General features: G+C 68.3%; 17 protein-coding genes. 12 read left to right on the top strand and 5 right to left on the bottom strand.

Going from position 1 to position 16,097, the window contains the following annotated elements; translation table 11 throughout:
- Positions 1 to 44: 44 nt before the first annotated feature.
- From ACLJRM_RS16050 to ACLJRM_RS16040, 3 genes are all read left to right on the top strand, one after another.
- On the top strand, positions 45 to 713 hold the full coding sequence (locus ACLJRM_RS16050; RefSeq protein ID WP_410663405.1) for a class I SAM-dependent methyltransferase: 669 nt from the start codon (positions 45 to 47) through the stop codon (positions 711 to 713).
- 497 nt (positions 714 to 1,210) lie between these two features.
- The gene (locus ACLJRM_RS16045) at positions 1,211 to 1,408 is read left to right on the top strand and encodes a hypothetical protein (RefSeq protein WP_410663404.1); all 198 of its coding nucleotides are present in this window, start codon (positions 1,211 to 1,213) and stop codon (positions 1,406 to 1,408) included.
- A gap of 341 nt (positions 1,409 to 1,749) precedes the next feature.
- A complete protein-coding gene (locus ACLJRM_RS16040; RefSeq protein ID WP_410663548.1) occupies positions 1,750 to 3,240 on the top strand; it encodes a SulP family inorganic anion transporter in 1,491 nt (496 codons plus the stop codon).
- Between the two features lie 17 nt (positions 3,241 to 3,257).
- Here the strand turns inward: ACLJRM_RS16040 and asnB are convergent, their stop codons facing one another.
- Positions 3,258 to 5,087 carry an asparagine synthase (glutamine-hydrolyzing) gene (gene asnB, locus ACLJRM_RS16035; RefSeq protein WP_410663403.1) on the bottom strand — a complete coding sequence of 610 codons (1,830 nt, stop codon included), beginning with the start codon at positions 5,085 to 5,087 and terminating at the stop codon, positions 3,258 to 3,260.
- A gap of 148 nt (positions 5,088 to 5,235) precedes the next feature.
- Here asnB and ACLJRM_RS16030 point away from each other — a divergent pair, with 148 nt between their 5' ends.
- Positions 5,236 to 6,639, top strand: coding sequence for a polyketide synthase (locus tag ACLJRM_RS16030; RefSeq protein WP_233223546.1), 1,404 nt, complete (start codon positions 5,236 to 5,238; stop codon positions 6,637 to 6,639).
- Positions 6,640 to 6,915: 276 nt separating this feature from the next.
- Here ACLJRM_RS16030 and ACLJRM_RS16025 read toward each other — a convergent pair whose 3' ends face one another.
- Positions 6,916 to 8,184: a PP2C family protein-serine/threonine phosphatase gene (locus tag ACLJRM_RS16025; RefSeq protein ID WP_410663402.1), complete on the bottom strand. Its 1,269-nt coding sequence runs from the start codon at positions 8,182 to 8,184 to the stop codon at positions 6,916 to 6,918.
- Positions 8,184 to 8,987, bottom strand: coding sequence for an alpha/beta fold hydrolase (locus ACLJRM_RS16020; RefSeq protein ID WP_410663401.1), 804 nt, complete (start codon positions 8,985 to 8,987; stop codon positions 8,184 to 8,186). The genes ACLJRM_RS16025 and ACLJRM_RS16020 overlap by 1 nt, the downstream gene beginning before the upstream one ends.
- Before the next feature lie 127 nt (positions 8,988 to 9,114).
- Between ACLJRM_RS16020 and ACLJRM_RS16015 the strand changes: the two genes are divergently transcribed.
- The 8 genes from ACLJRM_RS16015 to ACLJRM_RS15980 all read left to right on the top strand — a co-directional run bounded on the left by ACLJRM_RS16015 (position 9,115) and on the right by ACLJRM_RS15980 (position 12,949).
- Positions 9,115 to 9,468, top strand: a complete 354-nt coding sequence (locus ACLJRM_RS16015; protein WP_101609182.1) for a DUF3253 domain-containing protein — start codon at positions 9,115 to 9,117, stop codon at positions 9,466 to 9,468.
- On the top strand, positions 9,461 to 9,760 hold the full coding sequence (locus tag ACLJRM_RS16010; RefSeq protein ID WP_101609181.1) for a hypothetical protein: 300 nt from the start codon (positions 9,461 to 9,463) through the stop codon (positions 9,758 to 9,760). The genes ACLJRM_RS16015 and ACLJRM_RS16010 overlap by 8 nt, the downstream gene beginning before the upstream one ends.
- 174 nt (positions 9,761 to 9,934) lie before the next feature.
- Positions 9,935 to 10,312, top strand: coding sequence for an RrF2 family transcriptional regulator (locus ACLJRM_RS16005; RefSeq protein ID WP_410663547.1), 378 nt, complete (start codon positions 9,935 to 9,937; stop codon positions 10,310 to 10,312).
- Between the two features lie 35 nt (positions 10,313 to 10,347).
- Positions 10,348 to 10,743 carry a RidA family protein gene (locus tag ACLJRM_RS16000; RefSeq protein ID WP_410663400.1) on the top strand — a complete coding sequence of 132 codons (396 nt, stop codon included), beginning with the start codon at positions 10,348 to 10,350 and terminating at the stop codon, positions 10,741 to 10,743.
- 210 nt (positions 10,744 to 10,953) lie between these two features.
- Positions 10,954 to 11,298 carry a hypothetical protein gene (locus tag ACLJRM_RS15995; protein ID WP_146044354.1) on the top strand — a complete coding sequence of 115 codons (345 nt, stop codon included), beginning with the start codon at positions 10,954 to 10,956 and terminating at the stop codon, positions 11,296 to 11,298.
- A gap of 399 nt (positions 11,299 to 11,697) precedes the next feature.
- Positions 11,698 to 11,892 carry an ANTAR domain-containing protein gene (locus ACLJRM_RS15990; RefSeq protein ID WP_101609178.1) on the top strand — a complete coding sequence of 65 codons (195 nt, stop codon included), beginning with the start codon at positions 11,698 to 11,700 and terminating at the stop codon, positions 11,890 to 11,892.
- A 207-nt stretch (positions 11,893 to 12,099) separates the two neighbouring features.
- Positions 12,100 to 12,357, top strand: a complete 258-nt coding sequence (locus ACLJRM_RS15985; RefSeq protein WP_410663399.1) for a hypothetical protein — start codon at positions 12,100 to 12,102, stop codon at positions 12,355 to 12,357.
- Between the two features lie 205 nt (positions 12,358 to 12,562).
- Positions 12,563 to 12,949 (top strand): DUF5684 domain-containing protein, encoded by a 387-nt coding sequence (locus ACLJRM_RS15980; RefSeq protein WP_101609176.1) that lies wholly within the window; start codon positions 12,563 to 12,565, stop codon positions 12,947 to 12,949.
- Between the two features lie 10 nt (positions 12,950 to 12,959).
- On the opposite strand, the gene ACLJRM_RS15975 is transcribed toward ACLJRM_RS15980, so the two are convergent.
- Both ACLJRM_RS15975 and ACLJRM_RS15970 read right to left on the bottom strand, forming a co-directional pair.
- The gene (locus tag ACLJRM_RS15975; protein WP_410663398.1) at positions 12,960 to 14,588 is read right to left on the bottom strand and encodes an amidohydrolase; all 1,629 of its coding nucleotides are present in this window, start codon (positions 14,586 to 14,588) and stop codon (positions 12,960 to 12,962) included.
- Positions 14,585 to 16,009 (bottom strand): purine-cytosine permease family protein, encoded by a 1,425-nt coding sequence (locus ACLJRM_RS15970; RefSeq protein ID WP_410663397.1) that lies wholly within the window; start codon positions 16,007 to 16,009, stop codon positions 14,585 to 14,587. The genes ACLJRM_RS15975 and ACLJRM_RS15970 overlap by 4 nt, the downstream gene beginning before the upstream one ends.
- Positions 16,010 to 16,097: the final 88 nt, after the last annotated feature.

Below are 16,097 nucleotides of genomic sequence, written 5' to 3'. Positions count from 1 at the left end.
ACTCGCTTAGACAGTCGGCCACAGGTAAAGGGAAGGCGTTTGAGATGACAGAACACCAGCCGCTCAGCGACGAGGAGACGGCCGCCATGTTCGAGCCGCACGGCTGGGACGAGCGTTACGCCGGCCAGGAGCAGGTCTTCAGCGGACAGCCCAATGTGCAGCTCGTAGCCGAGGCGGCCGGGCTGACACCGGGCAGCGCTCTCGACGTCGGCTGCGGCGAGGGAGGCGATGTGATCTGGCTGGCCCGGCAGGGCTGGACTGTCACCGGCGCTGACTTCTCCGCAGCCGGCCTGGCACGCGCTGCCCAGCGCGCCGAGCAGGACGGCGTCGCCGACCATGTCGGCTGGTGGCAGATCGACGCTCGCGTCTTCACCGCAGGCGGCCGATCCTACGACCTGGTCACCAGCCACTACCTGCAGCCGCCGGACGGCGGGATGACACAGGTGACCCGCCGACTCGCCGACGCCGTCGCCCCCGGTGGGCACCTCCTGATCGTGGGCCATGCCCCGATGGGGTCGTCCGCCCCACTGACCGCCGGGCAGCGCGCGGCGATGTTCTATGCCAAGGACCTGCTGCCCGGCCTGCCGGACGGTTTCGACGTCCTCGCGGTCGAACAACGGCCGCGGACCTTGATCCGCGGCGGAACGACGATCCACGCCGCCGACTCCACCCTGCTTGCCTGCCGTCGGCACGAGAACGGCCTCCACCGGTGAGCTCGCGTCTTCAACTGTCGCGTGTTCTTCGATCTTGTAACGGGTGTGATCACCTCCGGCATAGCGGACCCAGGTTTCTCCGGCCTCGGCGACCAGCCGTGCGGTCCGGCCGCGACGCCCGGGAATCCCGACCCGCCGGAGGCGTAGTTCGAGCGTGGTTGGGACATGGGTCCTCGACCAGGACGTCGTCGGCCGTGGTACATCGGAACGAAAAGTAGCGGTAAGCACTGATCCCCAGGTCAGAGGGCGATCTGATTGTCAGCCAAGGCTGTGAACGTGCGGGCGTTGAACTTCTGAGGTGTGAGCCGTAGCCTTCGCCGAATCTCGGGCGAATATGGCTCGACAGGCCACGGCGAGCGGCTCATCCGCCGTTCGGAGATTCGCACAAATGAACAGTTGTGACAGTTCTGCGAACATCCCGATCCGGGCCGAAGATTCCCAGGTCGCGATTCGCACAACTAACTCTAGTTTTGACAGAGTTCTGCGAGACTGTCGGCATGTCACGCGGACCCGACGAAGCCGCGGCCGCCGTCGAACGCCACCCCTGTCCGCAATGTGATGTCCCCGCCTGCCGCACCCGCGCCGGGAAAACCGCCGCCAAGTACCACACCGCGCGGTTCGTCCTCGTGCCCGCGCTGCGCGACGAACTCACCCTCGCCCACGAGATCAAGACCGCCGCGCCGCGGTTCTGTTAATTCGGCGAGACCGCCGAGAAGGCCTGCGTGGAGCCGCGCGCGAAGCTGGCCGTCGCCGCCCTGCTGCGTTCACACAACGCCACCCGACGAAACGTCGCGGTCGGCCCGCATCAGTGATCCCGCCCTCACTCACGCCCGGGACCTGCGCGGCCCGACGATCTCTCCTCTAACGTGAGGTGAGAGTTGTCGACGGTGGTCGTGACCTGCCCGCCATCCCACTGGGTCACCGACTCCCCGTCCTTTCGAGCCGAGGATCTTTCAGCACGCGTGATGGCGTGAGAGTGTTCCGCGCCCCTGTCCGGCGCCCGAGAAAGTCAGGTTGTCTTTCTGTGTCGAGTCTTGTGTCCCAGGTGTCGACGCGCCTGCGCGGTTCGCGTCCGTCGTGGCTGTCGCCCAAGGTCGCCCGCACCGAGATCCTCGCCGGGCTGGTGGTCGCGCTCGCGCTGATCCCGGAGGCGATCTCCTTCTCCATCATCGCGGGCGTGGACCCGAGTGTCGGGTTGTTCGCCTCGTTCACCATGGCGGTCGTGATCTCGATCGTGGGCGGCCGGTCGGCGATGATCTCCGCCGCGACCGGCGCGATCGCGCTCGTGGTCGCCCCGTTGGTGCGTGAGCATGGGCTGAACCATCTGATCGCCACGGTGATCCTGGGTGGTCTGTTCCAGATCGTGCTCGGTTCGCTGGGTGTGGCGCGGTTGATGCGGTTCGTGCCGCGCAGTGTGATGGTCGGGTTCGTCAACGCGCTGGCGATCCTGATCTTCCTGGCGCAGGTGCCGGAGCTGATCGACGTGCCGTGGCCGGTGTACCCGTTGTTCGCGGGCGGGCTCGTGCTGATGGTGCTGTTTCCGAAGCTGACCAAGGTGATCCCCGCACCGCTGGTGTCCATTGTGGCCTTGACGGCGCTGACGATCGCCGCGGGTATCGCGGTCCCGACCGTGGGCGACAAGGGTGTCCTGCCCTCCTCGCTGCCGTCACTCGGTGTTCCCGATGTGCCGCTCACCTTCGCCACGCTCGGCATGCTCGCGCCGTACGCGCTCGCGTTCGCGCTGGTGGGGCTGATGGAGTCGCTGATGACCGCGAAGCTCGTCGACGACATCACCGACACTCACTCCAACAAGACCCGCGAGGCGATCGGCCAAGGTGTCGCCAACATCGTCACCGGCTTCTTCGGCGGAATGGGCGGCTGCGCGATGATCGGGCAGACCATGATCAACGTGAAGACCGCCGGCGCCAGGACCCGCCTGTCCACGTTCTTGGCCGGGACGTTCCTCATGGTGCTGTGCATCGTCTTCGGCCCGCTGGTATCGCAGATCCCGATGGCCGCGCTGGTCGCGGTGATGGTGCTCGTCGCGTTCGGCACCTTCGACTGGCACAGTGTCGCTCCGGGCACGCTCAAGCGGATGCCGTGGGGCGAGACGATCGTCATGGTCGTCACCGTGGCCGTCGTGGTGGCCACCGACAACCTCGCGATCGGCGTGGTCGTCGGCTCGATCACCGCGATGGTGATCTTCGCGCGCAGGGTCGCGCACCTGGTCGAGGTCACCGCCGTGGTCGACCCGGACGGCACCCAGGTCGACTACGCCGTCACCGGCGAACTGTTCTTCGCCTCCAGCAACGACTTGGTCTACCAGTTCGACTACGCGAACGACCCGGACGAGGTCGTCATCGATCTCACCGGCGCCCACATCTGGGACGCCTCCACCGTCGCCGCCCTCGACGCGATCACCACCAAATACGCATCACGAGGCAAAACCGTCGAGATCGTCGGCCTGAACAAGCACAGCGCCCGGATGCACGGAAAGCTCTCCGGCGAACTCGCCGGCAGCCACTGACGCAGGCTGGACAGTGGTCACGGCTGAGGCCGTGATCGGCGCGACCAGGACGACGATGACGACAGCCACAGGTCGAGGTTGAGGGCGAAATCGATGCCCGCCCGGGTGGCGCGGTCGGTCACCGGGCGCGCGAGCCGATCGCGAAGCCGTTGCGGGTCAAGGAAAGTCCACACCGGAGCGGTCGGTGTCGCCGCCAGGTCACCTGCCTGGTCGCGGATCGCGCGGTCGTAGGCGACGTCCTGGGTAATGGGGTACGGGGCTTTGGTCCTGTTCACGACACTGGCGGGGAGCAGGTCGGCGGTGGCCGCGCGGAGGAGGGATTTCTCCTGGCCGTCGAAGGTGTGGTGTGCCCAAGGGGTGTTGAAGGCGTATTCGACGAGGCGGTGGTCGCAGAACGGGACTCGTACTTCCAGGCCGACGGCCATGCTCAGCCGGTCCTTGCGATCGAGCAGGTCGGGCAGCCACCGGGTCAGGTGCAGGTGGAACACCTCCCGCATGCGCCTCTGGATTCCGGCTTCCCCTGGCAGCACGGGAACTTCGGCCAGGGCCTGCCGGTAGTGGTTTTCGCGATGGGTGGCGACGTCGAGTGCGACGGCGACGTCCTCGCGCAGCAGGGCCTGATAAGTGCCGCTGCGGCCGGTGAGATATCGCCAGGGGTAGTCGCCGGTGGCCAGTGCGGCCGGATCGTGGAACCACGGGTAGCCGCCGAAGACTTCGTCGGCGCTTTCCCCGGAGATCACCACTGTCGCGTGGTCCCGGACAGCTTGGAACAGCAGGTACAGCGAGGTGTCCATGTCGCCGGTCGCCGGTGCGTCCCGGGCGGTGACCACGGCCTGCCGGGTGGCGGGATCGGTCAGCGCCGCCGAATCGAGGACGATGTCGCGGTGGTCGAGTCCGCAGTGGCCGACCATGTCCCGCACATAGGGGGCGTCGGGAGTGGCACGGAGCCGGTCCGGGACGAACTGGCCGTCGAAGTCGACCGAGAAAGTGCGCAACCGTCCGTGTGTGGAGCGACGGCCCAGCGCGGCCAGCGCGCTGGAGTCCAGCCCGCCGGACAACAGCGCGCCGAGCGGGACGTCGGCGCGCACGTGCCGGTTTGCGATGTCTCCCAACAGGTCTCGCACGTGGTCCACCGTTTCGGGTACGTCGGCGGTGTGCGGGCGAGCCCGCAGCGCCCAGTAACGGTGTTCACGGATTCCCCGGTCGTCGACCACCACCATGGTGCCGGGCCGGACCTCGTGCACGCCTCGGAAGAGGCTGCCGCCGGGAGTTCTGACGGACGCCAGGAAGTCGCGCAACCCGTCGTCGTCGACGGCCGGGGTGATCAATCCGCTGGCGAACAAGGCTTTCGGCTCGGAGGCGAAGAGGACGCCGTGGCCGTGAGGAGCGTAGAACAAGGGCTTGACACCGAGCCGGTCGCGGACGAGCAGAAGCCGTCCTCGCCGCGCGTCCCAGACCGCGAAGGCGAACATCCCGTTCAGATGTTCGGCGACCCCGGTTCCCCATTCCAGGCAGGCGTGCAGGACGACTTCGGTGTCGGTGTCCGTGCGGAACTTGTGGCCGAGCAGTTCCAGTTCCGCGCGGAGTTCGAGGTGGTTGAACACCTCGCCGGAGTAGCTGATGACCGTGAGCGGCCGATCCCGGTCATCGCTGAGCAGCATGGGCTGCTCGCCGTGCTCGGGGTCCATCACCGCGAGCCTGCGGTGGCCGAGTACCGCGTTCGCGCCTGCCCACACACCCTCGCTGTCCGGTCCTCTGGCGGCCAGTGTGTCGGCCATCGCCCGGACCACGCGGCCCTTGTCCCTCAATGAGCGGGTCGGATCGACCCAGCCCGCGATACCGCACATTGCCGAAGTCCTCCGGGACCCACCATGAGACGCCGACCGGCGGCGACCAAAACGACCCCGAGTGACTACCCGGACGGCACGAATGATCACATAGAGTGCAAAGATTCCGGGGTATCCGGGCCTGCCACCAACGGGTGGAAGTCAGGTCATGACCAGCTACGGCACACGCGAGGCGGGACAGATGTCGTACGACCCGATCGCGATCATCGGGATGGGTTGCCGGTTTCCCGGCGCACCCACCTATGGTCGGCTCTGGGAACTGCTCGGTGAGCGGGGTGACGCGGTCGCGCCGTCGGCTCCCGACGGCCGGATCGACACGGCGGATCTCTACGACCCGACCCCACGCCGGTCCGGTCGGCTGGTCAGCCGTGCGGGCGGTTTCGTCGACTACGCCGGTGATTTCGATGCCGCGCTCTTCGGGATCAGCGAGCGCGAAGCCGCCGTCGTCGATCCACAGCATCAGGTCCTGCTGACCACCACGCACGACGCCCTCCGCGACGCGGGTCTCGCCGCGGAATCGCTTGCAGGGCAAGACATCGGTGTCTTCATGGGACAGAGCACCGGGGAACACTGGGACGCGCTCCGCGCGAACGTGACGGTGGACATGTACGCCATCGCCGGCGCCGCCGCGCGCAGCATGGCGTCGGGACGCATCAGTCACGCCTGGGATCTGCGTGGTCCCTGCGCCACAGTGGACGCCGCGTGCTCATCGGGCACCTTGGCCGTGCATCTGGCCTGCCAGAGCCTGCGCACCGGCGAGTGCGACACCGCCGTGGCCGGCGGGGTCAGCCTCGTGCTGGGCACCGACCACACCGTCGGCTACTCCGCGGCGGGCATGCTGTCGGCCACCGGCCGCTGCAGCTTCGCCGACGAGAACGCCGACGGTTTCATCCGTAGTGACGGCGCGGGTGTGGTCATCCTCAAACGACTGGATCAGGCGCGGTCCGACGGCGACACGATCCACGCGGTGATCCTCGGTAGCGCGCAGGCCAGCAAAGGACGGACGGCGAAGGCGATCATCGCGCCGTCGATACCGGGCTACCTCCAAGTCATCGACCGGGCCTGCGCCAACGCCGGCATCGCGCCCGAACGCCTCGGTTACGTCGAGGCGCACGGCAACGCCGCCCCCGCCGGGGACACCCTTGAACTGCAGGCGATCGGCACCGCCATCGGACGCCACCGGGAACCGGGGCAGCCCTGTCTGGTCGGCTCGGTCAAGACGAACATCGGGCATCCGGAGGCGGCCGGGGGACTCGCCGGTCTGATCAAGGCCGCCCTCATCGTGCGGCACCGCAGCATTCCCGCCAGCCTGCACTGCGACCGGCCCACCTCCGGCGTCGACTGGACCGGGCTGAACATCGCCGGTGTTCCCGACCGGCTCGACTGGCCCTACCCCGGCGCGGCCGTGGCCGGAGTCAGTACGTACGGGCTGTCCGGCATCTTCGTCCACATCGTGATCGGTGAACCGCCCGGCATCACAGAGCGGTCTACGGAACATCAGCCGAAGCAGCGCACAAACGATCAGGGGAGGCGTGACCGCCAGCGATCGTGAGCGTTATTGAGGGGAAGGGCAAACGTGTCGTGTTCGCGGGCGGGTCGTGCCGGACTGAAGGCTCCCTTCGCCGCGTCCGATGCGGTGAAGGGAGCCTTCAGCAGCGCGGATCTGGACCGGCCGCACCCTGACTGTCCACACGGGACACGACCCCTCGAAAACCGCACATCTAACCATCAATCGGACATTCTGTCGCCAGAAAAGCAGCGAAGGAGTCCTTCGCCGCAGAGGCTCGGTCATGCCACATTTGACTTAGCCCTCAACAAAGTGTCGCCTTCAACCTCGCGGTGGACTCGAGGTTTTCCCGGGGACACCGATGGCGAGCAGGGCCGCGTCGTCGCCGAGGCCGTCACCGAAGCTGCCGAGCAGGTCGGTGAGGTCGGTGATCAGCTTCTCCGGCGATACCGGTGCGAGTTCGCCGACGAGGCAGCGGAGGGCATCTTCTCCGTAGAGGGTGCGGCCAGGGCCGGTGCGGGCTTCGGTGAGGCCGTCGGTGTAGAGCAGCATCGTGTCGCCCGGCCGCAGTATCGTTTCGGCCGGGGTGAACGCCGGGTTGGCCAGGAAGCCGAGCAGCATCCCGCCCGGCGTCTGGAGGTAGTCGGCGCCGCCGTCTGCGCGGGTGATGAGGGCCGGCGGATGCCCGCCCGTGGCGAGCCGGACCCGCATGGCGCCGTCTTCGGGTTCGAGGGTGCCGAAGATCGCGGTGCAGAAACGGGTGTCACCGCCGGTGTAGCGCTGGTACAGCACGGAGTTCAGGGTGGTCAGCGTGGCGATCGGGTCGGGGTCGTGCATCGCGGCGGCGCGCAGGGTGTAGCGGGTCAGCGAGGTCACCGCCGCCGCCTCGGGTCCCTTGCCGCACACGTCGCCGAGGAAGAACGCCCACCGGTCGTCCGAGAGCGGGAACAGGTCGTAGAAATCGCCGCCGAGCTGGTCGGGGGAGGCCGTGTGGTAGTGAGCGGCGGTCCGTAGGTTCGGCACCTGCGGCAGGGTTTCGGGTAGCAGGCTCTTCTGCAGGACCGCCAGCGCGTGTTGCAGTCGTTCCCGGTCGGCGTCCGCTTGCTTGCGCGCTTCTTCGGCGCTCCGCTGTCCGCGAAGCAGTTCTTGTTCGTACGAGCGTCGTTCGCGGGCGTCGAAGATCGTGGTGCGGATCAGCAGCGGCTCGCCTCCACCGCCCCGTTTGACCACCGAGGTGACCAGCACCGGCAGCTTTTCGCGGGTGACGGTGCGCAGTTCCAGCGCGATGCCTTTCGCTTCACCGTGCAGGTGCAGAAGCGGTGCGAAATGCGTTTCGTGGTAAAGCTTCCCGCCCACGGTGAGCAGGTCGGAGAACCGCATCCGGCCGACGACCTCGTCGCGCCGGTGGCCAAGCCACTCCAGCAGCGTGCCGTTGATCTTCGCGATCGTGCCGTCCATCAGGGTGGACAGGTAGCCGCAGGGCGCGTTCTCGTAAAGCTCTTCGGCGCTGTCCTCCAACAAGGCGGAGAAGGCCACGTCCGTGCCCGCGCCATCGGGCTGATGTGGCGGGCAGTGCCCGCGGTGGGTCATCAACGCCGGTGTTCCAGAAACTCGAGGATGGCGTCGGCGGTCGTTTGCGGAGCGCTCAGCTGCGGGCAGTGCCCGACCGCGTCGAGGGTGCGCAACCGGCTGCCCGGCATGGACGCGTGCACGAAGGCGCCGACCTCCGGCGGGGAAATCGCGTCCTGCGTGCAGTCCAGGATCATCGTCGGGAGGTCCGCTCCAGCCAGATCGGCACGCGAGTCGGAGAGGAAAGTCGTGCGGGCGAACACTCTGGCGACCGCCGGATCGGTGGCGCAGAAGCTGGCGGTCAGCTCTTCGCCCAGCTCCGGCCGGTCAGGGTTGCCCATGATCACCGGAGCCATGGCCGACGACCAGCCGAGATAGTTGGATTCCAGTGACTCCAAGAGTTCCTCGATGTCCTCGGCGCTGAACCCGCCCCGATAGTCCCCGTCGTCGATGTAGCGGGGTGACGGTACGAGCAAGACCAGCGACGCGAACCGTTCGCGCACCGCTTTCGCCGCGAGTACGCCCACCATCGCGCTCACCGAGTGCCCGACGAAAGTGACCTCGCGCAGGTCTAGTTCCTCGCAGATGTCCAGAACGTCGCGCACGTAACCGTCCAAGGACGAATACCGACGTTCGTCCCAAGCGGACATTTCCGATCGTCCCGAACCGACGTAGTCGAACGACACCACGCGATGGCGTTCGGCCAGTGCCGGCGTCACCAGGCGCCACATGTTCTGGTCACAACCGAATCCGTGCGCGAGCATCACCACCGGCCCATCGGGGGGCCCGGCGACGACGACGTTGTTCCGTCGACTTACGTCCATACGCGCATCCTCGCATCCCGATCTGCCACGATCGAACGTAGCAACCTGCGAGCGATGCCGCCGTCTGGTTGCGGCGGCCGTGGTTTCCTGCAAGGCGGGCTGGTTTGATCGGTGCGACCCTGGCGGTATGACCGATCGACCAGGGCCACGCCGAGAACTGGAGCGGATCCGGGAGGGCACGGGATCGGGCGCGGGTCATTCCCGGGTCGCGTTGGGTGCCGGGCCGCTTCGAGAACGGCTGCGGGCCGCGATCCTCGCCTTGGCTTTCGCACGAGGCGCGGACAGCAGCACCTGTCCTTCTGACGCGGCCAGGGCGCTGGCGGACGACTGGCGTCCGCTGCTGCCGCAGGCTCGGGAACTGGCACGTGAACTCGCACGGACCGGAGAGGTGCGGCTGACCCAGCGTGGCCGGTCGGTCGATCCGGATGGAGAGTGGGAGGGGCCGATCAGGATCCGGCTGCCGGGGCATGCGAATGGCTGAGCCGGACCGCACGCCCGACGGGCACTTCGTGGTGATCGACGGCAGGCGATGGCGGGCCACCGATCCGGAGATCCCGGAGGAAGCGGCGGCCCGGTTGCGCAGTCTGCTGATGCGGGCTCGCCGGGATGTCGGCGCGGCCCGCCGTGCTCAGGACGTCGAAGCGGAACGGGACGCCCGGGCGCGGGTGCACACCGCCAAGGTCGCTTTGGGCGAGCGTGGTACTCCTTGGTGGGATCAGGATTCCGCGGAGCGGCGGCAACGGTGGCGACGCGGCCTGGACGCCTTGAGCTGAACGCTGCCGTTTCCGAAGCCGCGGGGGCCGGGGGAGCGGGTAGTCCAAAAAGGACACCGCGCATCACCGCCGGTGAGACCGTTCTCGACGGCGAGCGTGTCCTCGGGCGGGCGGGAACCCGGTGCCCGGACTTTTCGCGGCGTGGGAGCCGGGTGCCGGTGATCGGGCCACGGCCTGCCGACGGCCTATCTCAACAAACAGCTGCAGGCGCTGGCCAGGGACGGGATCGTCGACTCGACCCGTGGCCCCCGGGGCGGCTTCCGGCTCGCCCGTGGACCCGAGCAGATCACGCTGATGGACGTGGTCACCGCGATCGAAGGTGCCGAGCGGGCCTTCCTCTGCACCGAGATCCGCAGACAGGGACCGAAAGGCGCGGCGCGGGACGACTACCGGAAGCCTTGCCTGATCGACCAGGCCATGCGCAAGGCGGAACTCGCGTGGCGGACCGAGCTCGCCGGGCAGACCGTCGCCGATATCAAGGTGCGGTTGGAGCGGGATGCCCCCGGTGTACCCGAACGCACCCGCCGCTGGTTCACGGGCGTCCAGGCCTGAACCCCGGCAAACGACACTCAGCGAAAGGCGATTCCATGGCGCACGAAATCATCAACCCGGCAGGGCTGCACGATCCGGTGGGGTTCGGATACAGCCACATCGCCACCACCTCCGGTGAGCTCGTCTTCATCGCAGGGCAGTACGCCTCCGACGGCAGCGGCCAGGTCACGTCGAGCGACTTCGCCGAACAGGTCGAACAGTCGCTGGCGAACCTGCGCACCGCCCTGGCGGAGGTGGGTCTCGACTTCAGCCACGTCGTCCAGCTCCGCACCTACATCGTCGAGCATGACGCCGCCAAGCTCGAGACCATCGGCAGGCTCATCGGCCAGATCTGGGGCAAGCGGCCGCCCACGCAGACTCTCCTCGGGGTGGCGGCCCTCGCCTTCCCGGACATGCTCTTCGAAGTGGACGCCGTCGCGGTCCGGCCATAGCACTCGGCCTGTTGCGGACCATCGTCCTGGTCATCCACAACAAGGTGACCTGCCGCAAGAGCCGTCCGCGCGGGTGAGCAGGGTGTCGCCGAGTACCAGGACCCCATCCGGGTGATCACGCTTGGCGGCGGCAACGCCCTCGTCGACAGGTGCGTGAAGCCCGTGGTGAGTCCGGATCCGCTGGACCTCGCCACCGTGAGGGAGGACTTGATGGGCATTCGATCAACAGTGCGAGCAGGAGTCGCGACCAGGGCGGCCACGGCGGCGGTGATGGCGATGGTCGCGGGCCTGGTGGTGACCGCGGCGCCAGCCGTGTCCGCGTCGGCCCAGGCCATCCCACCCGATTGCAGGGTGTGGCGGAGTACAGGCTCTTGGGCGGTTTCGTCGAAGTGCACCCAGCGCGCGCACCGAGCCGCGGCGGAGTGCCGTACGCACACCCAACCCGCATACCGGTGGTACTTCGGCGCTTGGGCGAACAAGAACGAGGAATCGAAGGTGAACTGCCCGCAGGACACCACGGGTCTGCGGGGGATGAGCGTGGACTACCCGGACTGATCTCGCGTCACAGGAAAGCGTGACGCCGGTATCGCACCGGATCGCAGGCGGAGCGGGAAACGACGAGCTGCCCCTTGTCACCGAACTGCTGGACAGCTGCGCGCACCTTCCGGTTCGTTCGAATGTCCACGGTCGACGTTCATCGGCCGTGGGCATTCGACCGGCTCTTCCTCATTCAGGCTGCGCGACGGCAAGTCGATGTCTGCCCGGATCGCCGCGCGCGGCGGGAAACCACCTGTTCGGGCAGGAGCGAATACCGGAGAGCGCCGTGTACGCCCGAGTCAGGTCGCAGCAGGGATTTCACAAGCCGTTAGGCCGATCGTGATCAGGGTTCACTCGTCCTGGTCACCCTCCCCGAACGGGGTTCCGGAAGAGGTGTGACTGCGAGATCCTCGACCTATGGCGACGGAGGCGAAGGTTGATGACGCCGAGTGGCGTGCGCTGCTGTGGCGTGAGATGGCGGCGATCGAGCAGGCCAAGAGCACACTGATGCGACGGCACGAGATCGACGATCACACCGCGGCCTCCTTGCTGGCGTTGTGCGCCGAGGAAGGCGGTGTGGAGTTTGCCGAAGCTGCGCGATGCCTGAAGTGAGCGCCCTTGTCTGGGTGGTGGCCCCGCCTGGGCAGGAAAGTGCAGCCACCGTCGTCGGAGGCTCAGGTGATGCCGCGAAGATCGGCCGGTTTGAGGGGCGGCCGGATCGGGAAGCATGCGGTCATGTCCAGTGGAGTGGATGAGCAAGCTGTCCCGGCAGAACGGCGACACCGACGCAGGCGCTGGATGGCGGGTCACGGTGGAGTGATGACCGCTGTTCCGGCCGCGGTCTTCGGCGCGTTGGGTGCGTGGTACGGCTCCGCGAGCGACGCTGAGGTGAGTTGGTTGAACCCGGTGACAGGGGGTGTCATCGGCGTGCTGTTCGGCGCGCTACTGGGTTTCGGGGTGTCGATGGAGTCCCGGGAGCCGAAACCGAAGGGTGCGCGTCGAGTCCTGGTCATCGTCGGGCTGGTGTTCTGCGCCGCGGTAGCTCTGGGAATGCGGTATCTGCGCTTCCGAACGTGACGGTCTATTTCTCCTCCGACACCGAAAGCGAGCAACAGTCGCCGAACGGCGGCGATTTCACCTGACCGTCCGGTCATAGGGCGCTCTGCGCGTTCAGCCTGGTCGGTGAACGTCTCCACCGTCGGTGTCTTCTCCGCTGCGAAGGTGTCTCGTCGGCGCTAATGTCACCGGCCTGGCAGCCCGCTTCCGGAAGGACACCAGTTCCGTGCACCAAGAGACGACGTCCGTCACGACCCCCGACCTCGGCTTCGGCTGGGGAGCCTCGGGCCTGATCTTCGCTGTGCTCATGATCATCGCGCTGTGGAAGGTGTTCACCAAGGCCGGGCGACCCGGCTGGGCGGCGATCATCCCGTTCTACAACGCCTACACGCTGCTGAAGGTCGCGGGGCGCTCCGGATGGTGGCTGATCCTGTTGCTCATCCCGGTGGTCAACATCGTCATCGCGATCATCGTCTCGATCGACGTCGCGAAGGCGTTCGGCAAGAGCGGCGTCTTCGGGTTCTTCGGCCTGTTCCTGTTCTCCATCATCGGCTACCTCATCATCGGCTTCGGCCAAGCCCGCTACACCGCCCCACCCACCGCCAACGCCTGAGGTCCGCGGATCAGGACAGCGTTCCGGCACGCTCCTCACCCGCGACCACGGTCAACCGGACCTTGGTCTGCAACAGCGAGTCAGCGCCCTCGGCGAACGGATCACGGTCCAGCACCACGAAGTCCGCCGCCAGCCCCGGCGCCAGGCGCCCGGTCAATCCCTCCCACCGGCACGAGTACGCGGCGTGCCGGGTGCCGTGCGCGAGGGCGTCGGCCATGGGCAGGGCGTACTCCGGGATGTTGGGCGGCAGCCCGGGATCGGACGCCGATCGCCGGGTGGTGGCGATGAACATGTTCGGCAGCGGCGGGTGGGGCGCGGTCGGCGCGTCGGAGCCGAACGCGAGCACCGCGCCGGCGGCGGTCAGTTCCGGCCACGGGTAGCCGCGCCGCACGCGGTCGTCGCCGAGCACCGCCCGCCAGTTGTCCTGGATCGCCGGATCGGCGTGCACCGGCTGCATGGACGCGACCACGCCGAGCCGGGCGAGTCGGCGCACGTTCTCCTCGGTCACCACCTCGACGTGCTCGAGCCGGTGCCGCCGGTCGCGCGGCCCGTTGACCTCGATCGCTTGCTCCAGCGCGGAAAGCGCGATGTCCGACGCCTCGTCGCCGATCGCGTGCAGCGCCACCTGCAACCCGGCCGCGTCCGCCGCCGCCACGACGGGGGACAGGGCTGCCAGGTCCCAGATCGGCCCGGGATGGCTGCCGTCGGCGAACGGGGCCTTCATCGCCGCCGTGCAGCTGTCGATCACGCCGTCCACCAGCAGCTTGATACCGGTGACCCGCAACCACGGCCCGGACAGCCGCCCGGCCAGCTCCACCGCCCGCCGGACCTGCCGCAGATCGTCCTCGGTGCTGCCGGTCCGCTCGACCAGCCAGTGCCCGGCCACCCGCAGCGGCAACCGGCCGCCGCCGCGGGCCAGTGCCCGCTCCAACGCGTCCAGGTCGTCCTGCCCCAGCCCCATGTCCACCGCGCCGGTCACGCCGTCGGACAGATACTGCTCGAACGTCGAGGCCAGTGCGGCGTCGCGCTCGTCGTCGCCTGCTTGCGCGTCGAGGAACCGCCGCGCCAGCTGCAACGCGGCCGCCTCGTACAGCATGCCGTCCGGCTCGCCCGCCTCGTCGCGGCCGATCCGGCCGCCGATCGGGTCGGGGGTGTCCGCCGTGATCCCGAGCTCCCGCAGCGCGGCGCTGTTGACCCACGTCGAATGCAGGTCGTTGGCGGCGAGATAGACCGGCCGGTCCGGCACGGCCGCGTCGATCATGCCGCGGTCCGGGCCGCGGCCGTCCAGCGCGCCGAACAACCAGCTGCGGCCCAGGATCCGTGGCGCGCCGGGGTCGGCGGCCGCCGTCTCCCCGATCCTGGCCTGGATCTCGGCCACGTCGGCGGCGTCGAACAGGTCGACCTGCCGCAGCGCCTCACCCATCCCCAGCAGGTGGGTGTGCGCGTCCACGAAACCGGGCAGCACGAACGCCCCGCCGAGGTCCACCAGCCGCGCGCCGCCGGCCAGACCGTCGGCCGTCGCGGTGTCGCCGACGAACTCGATCGACTCCCCGCGCACGACCATGGACTCCGCCCACGCGGGCTCGTCGGCGGTGAAGATCCGGCCGCCCCGGTAGTGGACCAGTTCCGGCTTGCTCATTTCACTCCTTGTGTCGACGAACGCATCGCCAGGACGTAGATCAGCGAAGGGACGATCAGTCCCACCGGCAGCGACAGGTCGATCCCGCCCACCAGCTCGGCCAGGAACCCGATGTGCACGTCGGGGACGGCCAGGAACTCGATGGCGAACGCGGCGCCTGCCACCAGCGCGGCGAAACCGGCCCAGTTGACCCCGCCCCGGTACCAGAACGGGCTGCTCCGGCCGAGATCGCTGAGCGCGTGGCCGTCGTACCGGTTGCGCCGCAGCAGCAGATCGGTGACGTAGATGGCCATGATCGGGGCCAGCACCGCCACCATCATCTGCAGCATCCGGCTGACCGTGTCCAGGAAGTTCGAGACCAGCAGCGCGTACATGGTCAGCAGGATGCTGACCGTGCCGTAGAACAGCACACTGCGCGACCGGCGGACGCGCATCCCGATCGCCTGGAGCGCCAGCCCCGAGCTGTAGATGATCAGCGCGTTGTTGGCGATCGCGCCCAGGATCATGGCGATCAGGAAGACCGGGGAGAACCAGCCAGGCAGCAGGCCGGTGAGCGCGGTCTGCGGGTCGCTCATGTCCAATGTGGTGGCGGCGACCGCGCCCAGCGCGGTGCACAGGACGCTGGGCAGGTACGCGCCCGCCGCCGTCCAGCCGACGATGGCCGACGGCTTGGCGGTGCGCGGCAGATAGCGGGCGAAGTCGGCGCTGGTGCTGTAGGACAGCGGGGCCGAGGCGACCATGGCCAGCCCCGCGGCCAGCGCCGCCCACAGGTCGGGTCCCTGGAGCTCCCGCGGCGGCTGGTGACCCCAGTCGGCGTTGCCCAGCACGAAGAACGCCAGTACCGCGAACACCACCGCGAGTGCCGCGGCGAGCGGCATGTACAGCCGGATGATCGTGGCGTGCCCGTAGACGCTGATCGCCAGCGTCACCGCCGCCACGCCGACGATGACCAGCGTCTTGCCCACCGTGCCGAGTTCCAGGCCGAACCTGGAGCACAGGCTGAACGCCGTCACCGACGCGGCCGACAGGCTCAGCGCGACGTAACACACGGAGATCAGCGAGCCGTTGAACGTGACCAGCACCCGGTTGCCGCGAACGCCGTACATGGTCCGGGTGATGACCGAACTCGGCGTGCCCGCGGCCGGGCCGCTGACCGAGATCAGCCCGACCAGCACCCAGAACAGGTTGCCGACCAGGATCACGCCGAGTGCCTGCCACAGGCTCAGGCCCAGCACCACGAGCGCGCCGCCGACCACCAGGCTGAGGTAGCTCACGTTCGGCGCGGCCCACACGCCGAACAGGTCGCGCGCCCGGCCGTGCCGTTCCTCGTCGCCGATGACGTCGATGCCGTGCGTCTCGATCCGGGTGGCCTGTGCGGAAACGGGTTCGGGTATCGCTCTACTGGCGGGGTCTTGGATCACGGCGGGGCCTCCAGCGGTGTCCTCTGTGGACTGAGTGTCTGTTGGTGAACCCGCGTCCGCGATCGACGTCGGCAGGACGCTGCCTGGT

The sequence above is a fragment of the Amycolatopsis sp. lyj-84 genome, from assembly GCF_046549075.1.
GTDB lineage: Bacteria > Actinomycetota > Actinomycetes > Mycobacteriales > Pseudonocardiaceae > Amycolatopsis.
This window is presented reverse-complemented; position numbering and strand designations above follow the sequence as displayed.

Coding starts and splice junctions, on each gene's coding strand:
- ACLJRM_RS16025 (WP_410663402.1), bottom strand. CDS start 8,184: ATGACCCACCGCGGGCACTGCCCGCCACATCAGCCCGATGGCGCGGGC.
- ACLJRM_RS15985 (WP_410663399.1), top strand. CDS start 12,100: ATGACCGCTGTTCCGGCCGCGGTCTTCGGCGCGTTGGGTGCGTGGTAC.
- ACLJRM_RS16045 (WP_410663404.1), top strand. CDS start 1,211: ATGTCACGCGGACCCGACGAAGCCGCGGCCGCCGTCGAACGCCACCCC.
- ACLJRM_RS16010 (WP_101609181.1), top strand. CDS start 9,461: ATGGCTGAGCCGGACCGCACGCCCGACGGGCACTTCGTGGTGATCGAC.
- ACLJRM_RS16030 (WP_233223546.1), top strand. CDS start 5,236: ATGACCAGCTACGGCACACGCGAGGCGGGACAGATGTCGTACGACCCG.
- ACLJRM_RS16020 (WP_410663401.1), bottom strand. CDS start 8,987: ATGGACGTAAGTCGACGGAACAACGTCGTCGTCGCCGGGCCCCCCGAT.
- ACLJRM_RS15975 (WP_410663398.1), bottom strand. CDS start 14,588: ATGAGCAAGCCGGAACTGGTCCACTACCGGGGCGGCCGGATCTTCACC.
- ACLJRM_RS16015 (WP_101609182.1), top strand. CDS start 9,115: ATGACCGATCGACCAGGGCCACGCCGAGAACTGGAGCGGATCCGGGAG.
- ACLJRM_RS15995 (WP_146044354.1), top strand. CDS start 10,954: ATGGGCATTCGATCAACAGTGCGAGCAGGAGTCGCGACCAGGGCGGCC.
- ACLJRM_RS16000 (WP_410663400.1), top strand. CDS start 10,348: ATGGCGCACGAAATCATCAACCCGGCAGGGCTGCACGATCCGGTGGGG.
- ACLJRM_RS15990 (WP_101609178.1), top strand. CDS start 11,698: ATGGCGACGGAGGCGAAGGTTGATGACGCCGAGTGGCGTGCGCTGCTG.
- ACLJRM_RS16050 (WP_410663405.1), top strand. CDS start 45: ATGACAGAACACCAGCCGCTCAGCGACGAGGAGACGGCCGCCATGTTC.
- asnB (WP_410663403.1), bottom strand. CDS start 5,087: ATGTGCGGTATCGCGGGCTGGGTCGATCCGACCCGCTCATTGAGGGAC.